Below are 12,264 nucleotides of genomic sequence, written 5' to 3'. Positions count from 1 at the left end.
CACCCATGAAGAGTGCGACCTAAAGGTGGAATGGATAAAGCCATTGGCGGGGCATTTCAATCCACGCACCCATGAAGAGTGCGACAGTCGACGAATACGGCAACTTACATCACTTAATTATTTCAATCCACGCACCCATGAAGAGTGCGACGTGGAAGGAACTATGTAAGAGGGTTTGAAAGCGGAATTTCAATCCACGCACCCATGAAGAGTGCGACGTACAAGAATACGCGGAAAAGAAAGTCACGCAAGATTTCAATCCACGCACCCATGAAGAGTGCGACATGGATCAGCTAACACCGCTATTGAAAGCTCACGAATTTCAATCCACGCACCCATGAAGAGTGCGACCGTCATCGATGGTATCTATAAATCGTGTGGTATCATTTCAATCCACGCACCCATGAAGAGTGCGACTCCCGCCTTAGGCGATCTGTGGATCGATATGAATATTTCAATCCACGCACCCATGAAGAGTGCGACACAATGGACGGGAACATATCACGATGTAGCAAATATTTCAATCCACGCACCCATGAAGAGTGCGACGAGTCGACGAATACGGCAACTTACATCACTTAATCATTTCAATCCACGCACCCATGAAGAGTGCGACCGGTGGAGGAATAGGTAGACTCTAGTGTGGCTCAATTTCAATCCACGCACCCATGAAGAGTGCGACATTTTATAATACTTTAGGTGAGTTTACAATAGACATTTCAATCCACGCACCCATGAAGAGTGCGACATGGATCCCAGAAGGAATTGCGGTCGGGATTGAAATTTCAATCCACGCACCCATGAAGAGTGCGACATTATCTCCTCTAACTTGAGGGGGTACAAGAGAATTTCAATCCACGCACCCATGAAGAGTGCGACTTTCGCTTTTTAAAACATAGAATGTTTGCTGCAAATTTCAATCCACGCACCCATGAAGAGTGCGACCTATCTGATTCGCGGTGACGGAGTTGGCAAAGATGATTTCAATCCACGCACCCATGAAGAGTGCGACTTTCTGCCTGCATTTCTCTCATGGTTTCATCCAAAATTTCAATCCACGCACCCATGAAGAGTGCGACCCCAAAAAACTAATGTATCCTGCGATGATAGCCAATTTCAATCCACGCACCCATGAAGAGTGCGACGTATAAAACCATTAGATGATATAGAAACGTCATCAATTTCAATCCACGCACCCATGAAGAGTGCGACGTGTCCTTCCAGACAACTTCAAGGTTTTTCGGGCATTTCAATCCACGCACCCATGAAGAGTGCGACCAGTAGCGCCTACATCTTGCAATGTAGTGAGTATATTTCAATCCACGCACCCATGAAGAGTGCGACTTTAAATACTTTCTTTAGCGATTTCGCTCTAATATTTCAATCCACGCACCCATGAAGAGTGCGACCTGGCGATAAAAAGATTTACTACAAAGGCGGAGGATTTCAATCCACGCACCCATGAAGAGTGCGACTTCTTTTTCTAAAAATTTGATATAAGCCGACTGATTTCAATCCACGCACCCATGAAGAGTGCGACGTTGTAATCTTGTCCGCTAGCTCCCTCGCTTCTGATTTCAATCCACGCACCCATGAAGAGTGCGACTGTTCTTCCAAAACCTTAACAATACGCATACGGTATTTCAATCCACGCACCCATGAAGAGTGCGACCGTTCCTCTTTCAGCCTTGAAGCTACTTCAATTAATTTCAATCCACGCACCCATGAAGAGTGCGACAGGGCAAGTCAAAGCTATGTCTGTTTATGCGAAAATTTCAATCCACGCACCCATGAAGAGTGCGACGTTGAACGCTTGGGCTCCACGAATCTCATCACAAAAATTTCAATCCACGCACCCATGAAGAGTGCGACTCGCTTTCTTGCTTTTAGAAAAAAGCTAATGTCTTATTTCAATCCACGCACCCATGAAGAGTGCGACGCCAAGGCTGAGGGGATCACGATGGAAGAGGCGCATTTCAATCCACGCACCCATGAAGAGTGCGACAAGGATCGTTTGTGATGGTGAGTGGGGAGTCGCAATTTCAATCCACGCACCCATGAAGAGTGCGACGTGATTTCTTCGACGATGTAATTTAATTCGTTAGATTTCAATCCACGCACCCATGAAGAGTGCGACAGCGAAAATCCCCTAGATTCTAGAAAATCACTTTGATAAAATAGGAAATTTTCGTTCATTCTGTTCTTTTTCCATGTTGTGATCTACATTCTATTACATAGTATCACATATTTACACATAATATGCTCGTTTTTTGGTGCGGGTCCTCTAGGGATTTTATGTGCGCTTGGGGTTCGCACCATTAAAAGATAAGAGGGTCCTCTACATCGATAGATGGCTTGGCTCCAATATGCTCTACTTTGGTTTTATAGTTGTTTCCTAATCGGTAGATGCGCAAACTGTCTTTTTCTTCGTCAATTAAACTAGTGAGTTCTAATTTTAACGACGTTAATTGAGTTGAATCCACAATGCACTCAAAGACAGAGTTTTGCACTCGTTGTCCATAATTTTGGCACACTTTGGCCACTTTTCGAAGCCTTTTCGTGCCTCCCATGCTTGAGGTTTGGACATCATACGTAATTAAAACAAGCATGCTTTCACCTACTTCCACAGAAATGGCGGATATTCGTCTAAATCTCCTCGAAGAAAGCGCGCCAGCAGCAAAGCCTGTACATAAGGTACTAGCCCCCACGACATTTTTTCTCCGTGATATGGATGCGTGATTTTTTCCTGTTTCTTGGTTTGCCATGCTTTCAAAAACGTTTTACGTGCTTCATCCGTCATCAGGACAGCTCCGTTTTCCTTTTTATAAAATCCATCCGCTGTCATTTCCTTACGATTAATAAGGGAAAGAACAAATCGATCAGCATAAAGGCCCCTTAGTTCTTCCATAAGATCCAGGGCAAGGGACGCCCGGCCAGGACGGTCTTGATGCATAAAACCGACATAAGCATCAAGACCCACCGTTTCGAGCGCAGCAGCTACATCATTGGCGAGTAACGTGTAAGCAAATGATAACATCGCATTCACATTGTCCTTTGGCGGCTTTCTTGAACGTCCATGAAAAGCGAAGTCCTCTTTCTGCTGCAAGATCATCTGATCAAACACTTTATTATAGTTGATCGCCGCCTGCCCTTCCCATCCACGTAAACTTTCTAAGCTGTCACAATTGCGGATCTCTTGCATCATAACGGACAGAAGTTGAGAGGTTGCTTTAAATTGTTCAACATTGACCCGAAGCGGATGTTCCCTCGTCATCCGTTCAAGCATCCATTTGCTGTTGTATACCTTCCCTGTGATAAAGTTTCGGGCAATTTTTGTGGACTCTTGATCGTTCTCAGACAGGCGGTATTGTGTCTTTCTTAAAACCACATTGCCTCGACTTTCCCCGACCACTCTCGCCAAAAAACGCCCATTTTTCGTTAAAAAGGTGATCGAAATGTTTCGCTCTGCGCAATACCCCATGAGTGCAGGGCTAGCCCCTGTATAACCAAAGCTGACGATCGCCTCTAAATTGTGAAGGGGTAACCTGCCAAGCTTTTCTTGCTCTTTGAGTAATACCACATTATCACCATCAAGGGACAAATACGTATCAGGCTGAGTCACATATAGAGTGTTTAATAGCTTTTTCATTCGCTCAGCCTCCCCTCAATGTAACGTTTCACAGAGCGTTTATTCATCAGCTTCGGCAAGCAAATAGATTGCAACGAGCAATTGTTGCAAAAAGGGCCTGTCTTCACTTTCGGTGTATGACGATTTTCATAGTAATGGTGCATCTCTTTTGCCATCTGTACTACTTTATCTCTTAAAGCATCCGTGATTGGCACTTCGACGCGGTGCTTGATCTCGTTGTAAAACAAATATCCTTTATCAATGCGACAAACAAGCATTTCCTCTAAGCACATCGCTTGAGCCACCAATTGAACAATATCTTCATCGCCCTTCTTTGGCTTCCCTCGCTTGTATTCAACAGGAAATGCCTTATAGCAGCCTGACACACCCGACAACTCGATGCCTTCTGAATCCTGAACAAATTCCACTACATCGCATATACCACTTATTTGAAGGTTCTTAGATTGAATGGGCATGGCGCGAACGGTCAATTTGCTTCCCCGCTTTTCTTTCATAAACGGTTGGTCGGCTTTTTTATGCAAATGCTGCCCTTCAATCGTCCTGACATTCTCTTCCCACTGCTGCTCGATGTGAATCAAGGCCCACTGTCGTTTGCAAAACTGAAAGTGCTGGAGTCCCGACAACAGCAAATAGCGGTCTTCTTCATTACTGACCATCAATCACTTCAACACCCAAGCCATCTAATTCATATAGTTCAACGGCATAATCATCAAAACTCTTAGGTGTATCCGTCTTTGATTCAATTTTTAATGAACGATGCACTTTGGCAGAAGAGTATTGTCCAAGCTTTGAAGAATGCTCCCACCAGTACACTTTATGGACCTCCATGCTCCCATCAGGGCGGGCGGAAGAGCTGTCATTTTCAAACAGGGTGATGAGTGCCTGCTTGATTTTTTCCGCATCTTCATTCGTAAAGCCTGTTTTCTCTGCAAGCTGCGTGTTAATGCTCCCTTTGAACACATAAACACCAAAGTCGACACGGTGCTTCATTCCCATGGTGTCTGAGCTACGTTTATCACCCGTGACCGAGTTAACACTTTTTGTAATCTGGGTGCTAACAATATCAATAGGATCAATGCTCGTTGCTGTGTGAATCGACACAGGACCGCGAACACCAACGGATAAATTGGAGCCTTTAAACGCAAATACTTGTCCAAAACTACGCACATCCATCCACTCTTGACAAGCAATTTTTGCAAATTCATCAACAGACGCATTTTTTGCTTTCAGCATTTTGGCTAACTCAGGATTCGAATCTGCACGATCTCGCAAACTTTTAAAAGAATCTGCTTTACGGTCATCAGATTGAACAAAAATAGGTTCTTCCATATCTAGCAAACGATTGCGAATTTTACGCTTGATCGCAACATCAGAAATCTCCCCATGCCCATCGTAATTTTGACGTGGGCGGTTTCCGTTAAGGGGATCTCCATTCGGATTGGCTTTAGTAACAGATAGAATAACAGCAAAATCAATTTTGTGATCAAGTATAGTCATTGGTTGGTCTCCTCCTCTTTTTTCTTATAAAGCTCACGACGTTGACTATAAAACCCAAGCAAATATTGTTCCGTCAGAGGGTTGTTGTTAAAGTCCCCTGGCTCAAATTGATCGCCGATCTCGTCGACTAGCTTTGATAAATAGGTCGCTTTAGTTCCGAGTTTGGCTTGGTACGGCTGCAAGCTTTCCTGAATCGTTTTCCACGTACGTCCTGGATTTTTTGAATATGAGTTCATATAACGAATAGCATTGGTAGCTCTTGTTTCGTCCTTACCGAGAGCCCCTCGCTCCAACACATCAGCAACAGCCAGCAAGCGTCCAAACAAGTAGCTGCGGTCCGTTGAGCTTTTATCAAGTGGCACGCCCCATTCCTCCTTTTGTTCAATGTGCATTTTTCTAATAAGGGCACATGTGATACTTAATGTTTTTTCCCATTCCCAGCGCTCCATCGAGACCGGATTTGAAGCCCGTTGGAAGGCACTTCTAACAATATCCTTTGGGACCCGACGCCCATCGACAATACAAGGAAGCATTCGTTCCATTAAGCCTTTTATGACCTTTTCACTCGCTCTCGGTCCATAAGCGGCAAATGCAATATCCTTCGTTGCAGGTGCCCCATAAAACGAAATAAACTCCTTTTCGTCCCTTCGATACCGGTGCTCCCATGCACACGAATCATGCCACGCCTCTAAACGATTCAAATAGAGTTCTTTATTGAGACTTCGATAATAAAGAACGGCCATTCTCCCAGTCGTTGCTGAATCAAGAACGAGAATATGAACCTCTGGTTGATAGTTCAAGTCACTCCGATAGCCGCCGATCGCTTTCTTAACTTCACCTGCAAAAATTTGCCCTGTATCTGGATCTCTTTCTAACTCACGGTTGGCATGCTTCATGATGTCTACCGCATCCTCATCTGGGTTAGGCACAAGACTGTTATCATTACTCCAAACAAGAAACACACGATCATCAATGCTTTTACTTTGGCGATGAATGAGCCATTTCAAAGCATTATGGGCCTTTTGAGAAACCTCATAGCTAATGCCCACGGCTTCTCGACTTGTTTTAAATCGCCCACGGAAGGTAAAACCAGAGTTATCATTAGCTGATATTAATTTTGCCTTATCCGCCGCATGACGGATCTTATTTGCATGGCGTTCTGTGCTAGGAAGCCTGTTCCCTGTGACGAAACAAATATCCTCTTCGCCTAATTTGTCATTATAAAAAGAAATAAATGAATCAAACATCTCTTTGTCTTTCCAAACATCGTCGATCGACTCAGGGTGAAAAACATTGAATCTCACAAAAGCACTCGCTTGATCGGTAGCACCACTTGAAAAAATAGCGGGCTTTTCCCCCAGTAGCTCTTCATATCGCTTTTCCCATTTTTCGATCAATTGTTGGTTTTCATCGAGCTTAAGGACACCTGCGTCGACCAAGTCTTCAATCAATCGCCCTTTTTTCAAATACGTATAAATGCACTTCACCTTCTCCGTCGCATACGGGGAATTGGCCCACTCACCTAAATTTTTTATATAGGTGTCAAAAGGAGCATCGTCTTGATTTTTGATCTTTCCTCCGTATTTGACAAAATCACCAGCAACATAGCTAAGCTTATCGTGAAGAGGGTACGGTGCAACCTTTGAACCTGAGCGACTGGCAGCCTCTTCTGTACAAGGGATTAACGTGCTCTCTTTCGTTAATGCTTTTGCTCTTAGAAAGTCGCCATCTTCGTCAAGTGTTACTTCGATATGAGCATTTTGGGTCGTATGGGAGATCGGCAGCAATGTGTATTCTCGATCCTCTCCCTTTTTCACCGTTTTCCCAACCTGATCGAGATTGGCTTCATAGGTTTCGTATAGGTGAAGCAACCAACTCATTTCACTCACCTCCTAAGTCATGGAGTAATTGCTCGGCAGATTGAACATTGTCTGGATTAAAGATTTTGGGCTCCATCTCTTTCACAGGTCGGACAATCGGACAGTCTTCGGGCCTTGGAAATTGGATGTACCCATTCTCCATTACAGCAGACCATAAACGCACATCAAGCTGATGTTGACCTGTCTCATCAGGATAGTTAAATCCATGAACCATCGTTCCTAAATGATGCTTCCCTTGTCGATCATAAAAACCGTCGCCACTCCCAAACTCACACGGAGCTACATATCCTTGGCACTCTCTCGCCCCAAGAAAAATATCTCTCCGCCCCCCAGCTTTCAAAGAACGCTGAAGAATGCTGTAATGCTTCCCTTCATTGCGGTCAAACGCCAAGTCAGGTCGGTGAAGATTGAATTCAAAATGGGCCTTTACCTGATAATGCACGTCTTTTAAATACGTATAATGGGCAAGCGTATTACCCCCTCCATATTCAATCGGACGCACCCCTTTAGACTCCATCTGAATCGGCTTCATCACCCGAAGCTCATCGATAACAAAGACAATCGTCGGCTTCCAGTAGATGCTTTCAGCAATTCCTTTCAACGCCTGATAGGTAGGGACACTGTAGGAAAGCTTCTCCCCACCAATCTTCGTGAGAGGATCAGTAAAAAGCGCGTAGTCTCCAAATAGCTCAAATTGGACTTCGTTTCTCATGGGTTGGTTTCACCTCCTTTATGGGGTATCGCAGCCTGAATGTATTCCTTTAATCAGACTGCGATATTCTCAGAAATTCTCTTTTAGATTGCTTTTACTATTCGTAATAAAATTTTTGGGTAGAGAATCTCGATTTTTACGCTAATTAGAACTGTTATCATTCTTTTTTCCTCCTCTCTGCACTAAATATATGCAGTCAAGGTGGGAAACGTACGTACTTACTTTTTATTGAAAAATCAATCCAAATTTTTTAGAATAAGTTCTAATCTGATTCAATTGTCATAAATTAATTCTTAATTAGGGATTGAGCTTGAGCAATGAATAACTTCCACAGCATGATGTCGCACTCTATACGAGTGCGTGGATTGAAGTAATAATAAGTATGTACGAAAGCCTATCTGCAATAAGATAGGTCTTTTACCATGACATAAAGTCCATCCCGCCTTCTCCTTTGAAATCAACTCCGTACTCGTGGCTATACCAGCTTTCCTTTAATTCATACACCATACCGTCCAAATGCATAACGATGGCGCCTTCCTTTTTTAACTGGTCAATTTCTTGTGAATAAAGGGTGACTGTATACTGCTGCGCCTTTTTCAACACCTTTGATAAGTCGTCAACCCACTCTCCACTGTTTAATTGAGCAATAATGTCCTGGCCTTCTCCGTATGGGACGATAGCCGAGGTCGTATTATGATCAATGACGCGAAAATGGTCAGCTGCCGTCTTATAGCTTCCATTTAATAAGAGAGGGAAATGAGTACCTGTCTTTTTTTGATAGTAGGTGACATAGCTATTTTCCACAGCATGACTCATCAAAAGCTTGGTCATGTCTTTGTCGACTTCTTTGACAAAGTAATTTAAATTAGCGTCCATTTTACTGTAGTAATATCGAAAGTATTCACGCATTGCTGCTTGAGAGAGCAAATTCCCTTCATATTTCTCTGCCTTCTTTTTAAATCTGGCAAGGACATTTCCGGCAATCTCCTGCCCAACCTCAATTTCTTTCAACTTCGATAACGTTTCCTCCGCATGATCAATCACGTATACGTATTGCAACTGCTCTTCCCCATGTCGATTGCATCTCCCAGCCGCTTGAGCAATTGAATCGAGTCCAGCAAGTGAGCGGATCACACATTTAAAGCTGACGTCGACCCCTGCTTCAATCAATTGAGTGGTCACGCAAATAAACGGAGTACCTTCTTTAAGCAATGCCCGAATTTCATCTAACTGGTCCTTGCGGTGAGCAGCGCACATCGATGTACTTAAATGGAAAACTGGCAAAGGCCCACCCTCTAGCTTTTCATACAAGTCTTTGACAACCTTTTTGGTATTCAGAATGATGAGCGTACTGCCCCATGATGGCGCCTCGTCTCTAACCCATTCTGCTAACCTCTCATTGGTCATTGGCTGATCCGTTTTATCTAGAATCTCAACTCGTTTAAAAGCTTCGGAGACTTCAGTCAAATTCTGCACGATTTCCCCATCCCGGTCTTTCAGGAGACTATGTTTTACATTTTCGAGGGTAGGTTGAGTCGCTGTACAGAGAAGAATACTGCAATGTGCAAACTCTTTAAGAAAGTTAAGGGCTTCGTTAAAAAGAGAAACGCATTTGGTCGGTACTTTCTGCACTTCATCAAAAATTAAGACGGAATGGCTTAAGTTGTGTAAACGCCGCGTATTACGGTTACCTTTCGCATAAAAAACATTGAGGAATTGGACAAGGGTGGTAAAGATAATCGGGCGATCCCAATTGTCTCGGGCGAGCCTCAGCCGCTCCTTTTTCGTGATGACTCCATCCTCTTGCTCGTCACCGTTCTCGCTGTCTTCGACTACATTTGAATGATGTTCTAAAATGTTTTCGTCATCTCCCAAGATGTTTCTTACTTCTTGGGCATTCTGTTCTATGATTGTAGTAAAAGGAACAATATAAATAATTCTCTGTTTGTTATATTCTTGAGCATGTTTTAATGCGTAGCGAAGGCTAGCCAGCGTTTTCCCACCCCCTGTCGGAATGGATAGCGTGTAAATACCAGATGGCCGCATGGCAAATGACTCGCACTGCTCAGACATAGCAGACCGCAGTACATTAATTGGTTTCTGCGCACTGTCGCTTTCTTTTAATGAAGCAAGATGGTTGAGCAATTGTTGATGATAGTGCTCAAACAACTGTTGAGGCTGAGTCGGTTCTTCTTCCCTAGCTTGTTCATCAAACATTCGACTATTCGTACGATCCGCATCAATTAAACAACTGAAAATGTATTTTGTGAGGAAAAAGCTTTGTGTTGGGCTGTTATCCGTGAACTGCTTTATTTCGTCTACCGCTTTAGCTACATACCTAGCCAATTCCGCTTCTGTCATGACCTCTTGAAAAAATCGCTCAACCGCTGACTCATATTCTGGCAGTTCTTTTTCTAAAACACGCGTAAGGAAGTTTGATTCTATGGTGGGAGAAATGTAGTCTTGCAAGTTAGAATGGTGTGAAATAATGGCATTACCAACAACTTCGGCAAGAAGCTTTTCGTGGAAGGAGTTCTCTCTGTCATGAAGCATTTGGTATAACAATCTGCCCCCTGCCGTGGAATGGTCAACTTGACCTCTCTTTTTCTCAGCTAACTCGGGCTCAAACACAGCTTTATAGATATAATCTTTGAATTCATTCGTGTATTTCCCTAGATCGTGGAGGAGCCCCGCCAATCCAGCTACATGTTGTAACCTCAATTTCGCTCCAAACGTTTCGGCTAAACATTGGACACCGCACAAGTGCTCTTTAAGGGTCTGAATCACCTTATCAACCTCTCGAATATGGGCAATGTACATAATCGAATCTCCTATAATAGATTTACTTAATTATGTACATTTTACCAGACTATGCGCCAAAAATCATCAAAATATAGACATAATTCCCTCTTTTTCTAGCTTATTGTCCTTTAGTTGCGGTCTAAAGGTAGGGTAAAAGACTATAACGATTTCGCGAGGCCCATTTTTATTTGGGGAAGTCACCGTGTTTGGTCGTTTTCATTAGATGCATGGGAATTTAGATAGAGAAAGCAAATAACCTTCTCTCGGTTTAAAAGGAGAAAAGGTTATTTCACATGAGTATAAGTTCGCTTGTTTACAGGGGCCACTTTATGGAGAATGGCGACACGTATGATGAAAGTTTTAGGTGTCATCGGGTGTCACCGCTCGATGATGTTGGTGCAGGGGCGCTATGTAGAGTGCGACGCAGCGAACGGAGATAGAAATACGGCAATATCAAAATTTCAATCCACGCACCCATGTAGAGTGCGACTTCTACGGCTATGAAGGATCTTCGTACGCTGACGATTTCAATCCACGCACTCGTGTAGAGTGCGACTTACACAGGTACGGCATATGGCAAAATCAAGACATTATTTCAATCCACGCACTCATATAGAGTGCGACTTTGCCGTCACTCCGTAGCAGCCGCATGAAGTAGCAATTTCAATCCACGCACCCATGTAGAGTGCGACGGTTTAGTATTTAAAAAAACATAAAGGAGCATTCCTGTAATGAAAGAATTTGAGGTTTGAAACAGAAAGAGCCCTCCTGTACGATACGAGGTATCAGTAGCTACTGATCCTTAATTAGTACGAAGGAGGACTCGAAATGAATTATACACAAAATCAAAAAGTCTCGCAAATCACACCATCAACTCGATTGTGTCAACCTTTTGTGGGAGGAGTATTTTCCATCCTCATGAGTGTAAGCGAATTTATGAATTTATGGTTCTCCTCTGTCTAGAATCTTATGGTTTTTAAAAGCCTTTCAAGTCTTTCAGTGCTCGATACACTGGAATATTCGCTCTTTGTTTGAGATACATGACGTTGTTACGTGTCGCTTCGCCAATTGTACTTTCTACCTTCTCCACAAAATACTTTGGAGGACGTTCTTCTTTTGGTTCTGTCCATTTTTCAACGCGACCAATCAGTGTTTTGAGCGGAATTTTATCCATCAACGCAACCATCGCTGTCATCATGGCACTAGCACCTTTTTCAACCCAACTTCGTCCATTTTTTAGACGCTTCGCAAAGACACTCATCGTTCCCTCGGCACTTCCCATTGGACGGAACCCTGTCGGATCAATTCCTTGATCTTTCAGCCATTCTCTATAATCTCCCAATGCTTCAGGGTATTGCTCAAGCTGATGAATCAGCGCCTCTAAACGCTCTTCTTTCGCTTCTGTCTCAAGCGTTCCCACTGCACTGTTTAGCTCTATCATGAGGGTTTCTCCATCGTACTTTGCGAGGGCTTTCTGCATAGCCCGATAACGCCGATGACCTTTGAACAATCTTCTAATATCACGTGCTACATGGAAACGATCAATCGTAAAGAAGGCTCGCCCTTGAAAATAATCTCGACAACTGGTGATCCAGGTGGCTCCATCCCCATTAATGACCAGTCGATGCACCGCAGGGTCGTAGTCAAACGTCTCCATGAGAAAAGTCTCAAGCCCCTCCCAAAACGGTTCTTTCCCTCGATGAACATAATGTCGCTTTTCTTTT

Annotated in this window: 8 protein-coding genes and 1 CRISPR repeat array (1 of these 9 only partly in view); all 8 genes read right to left on the bottom strand. The window is 43.5% G+C overall.

The genetic code is table 11. The features are described 5' to 3' along the window. Positions 1-2,137: a CRISPR direct-repeat array (repeat unit 32 nt; unit sequence ATTTCAATCCACGCACCCATGAAGAGTGCGAC) (it extends 1,079 nt beyond the left edge of the window). 181 nt (positions 2,138-2,318) lie between these two features. After that, positions 2,319-2,609, bottom strand: coding sequence for a CRISPR-associated endonuclease Cas2 (gene cas2, locus E2L07_RS14040; RefSeq protein ID WP_134229868.1), 291 nt, complete (start codon positions 2,607-2,609; stop codon positions 2,319-2,321). An 8-nt stretch (positions 2,610-2,617) separates the two neighbouring features. Continuing rightward, positions 2,618-3,649 carry a type I-C CRISPR-associated endonuclease Cas1c gene (gene cas1c / locus E2L07_RS14035; protein ID WP_134229867.1) on the bottom strand — a complete coding sequence of 344 codons (1,032 nt, stop codon included), beginning with the start codon at positions 3,647-3,649 and terminating at the stop codon, positions 2,618-2,620. Then, entirely contained in the window at positions 3,646-4,305 is a 660-nt protein-coding gene (gene cas4, locus E2L07_RS14030; protein WP_134229881.1) for a CRISPR-associated protein Cas4, read from the bottom strand. The genes cas1c and cas4 overlap by 4 nt, the downstream gene beginning before the upstream one ends. Further along, positions 4,295-5,146 (bottom strand): type I-C CRISPR-associated protein Cas7/Csd2, encoded by an 852-nt coding sequence (cas7c, locus tag E2L07_RS14025; RefSeq protein WP_134229866.1) that lies wholly within the window; start codon positions 5,144-5,146, stop codon positions 4,295-4,297. The genes cas4 and cas7c overlap by 11 nt, the downstream gene beginning before the upstream one ends. Continuing rightward, positions 5,143-7,026 (bottom strand): type I-C CRISPR-associated protein Cas8c/Csd1, encoded by a 1,884-nt coding sequence (gene cas8c / locus E2L07_RS14020; protein ID WP_134229865.1) that lies wholly within the window; start codon positions 7,024-7,026, stop codon positions 5,143-5,145. The genes cas7c and cas8c overlap by 4 nt, the downstream gene beginning before the upstream one ends. Before the next feature lies 1 nt (position 7,027). Beyond that, a complete protein-coding gene (gene cas5c / locus E2L07_RS14015; protein WP_134229864.1) occupies positions 7,028-7,738 on the bottom strand; it encodes a type I-C CRISPR-associated protein Cas5c in 711 nt (236 codons plus the stop codon). Positions 7,739-8,155: 417 nt separating this feature from the next. After that, complete coding sequence (gene cas3, locus E2L07_RS14010) at positions 8,156-10,558, bottom strand: CRISPR-associated helicase Cas3' (RefSeq protein WP_134229863.1); 2,403 nt, start codon at positions 10,556-10,558, stop codon at positions 8,156-8,158. A 958-nt stretch (positions 10,559-11,516) separates the two neighbouring features. Next, on the bottom strand, positions 11,517-12,264 hold a 748-nt coding region (locus tag E2L07_RS14005), incomplete at its 5' end, for a UPF0236 family transposase-like protein (RefSeq protein WP_208401999.1).

The organism is Halalkalibacterium halodurans, from assembly GCF_004376175.1.
Taxonomy (GTDB): Bacteria; Bacillota; Bacilli; order Bacillales; family Bacillaceae_D; genus Halalkalibacterium; species Halalkalibacterium halodurans.
The sequence above is the reverse complement of the archived record's forward strand: the minus strand, read 5'-3'. Positions and strand labels throughout refer to the sequence as shown.

Coding starts and splice junctions, on each gene's coding strand:
- cas2 (WP_134229868.1), bottom strand. CDS start 2,609: ATGCTTGTTTTAATTACGTATGATGTCCAAACCTCAAGCATGGGAGGC.
- cas1c (WP_134229867.1), bottom strand. CDS start 3,649: ATGAAAAAGCTATTAAACACTCTATATGTGACTCAGCCTGATACGTAT.
- cas4 (WP_134229881.1), bottom strand. CDS start 4,305: ATGGTCAGTAATGAAGAAGACCGCTATTTGCTGTTGTCGGGACTCCAG.
- cas7c (WP_134229866.1), bottom strand. CDS start 5,146: ATGACTATACTTGATCACAAAATTGATTTTGCTGTTATTCTATCTGTT.
- cas8c (WP_134229865.1), bottom strand. CDS start 7,026: ATGAGTTGGTTGCTTCACCTATACGAAACCTATGAAGCCAATCTCGAT.
- cas5c (WP_134229864.1), bottom strand. CDS start 7,738: ATGAGAAACGAAGTCCAATTTGAGCTATTTGGAGACTACGCGCTTTTT.
- cas3 (WP_134229863.1), bottom strand. CDS start 10,558: ATGTACATTGCCCATATTCGAGAGGTTGATAAGGTGATTCAGACCCTT.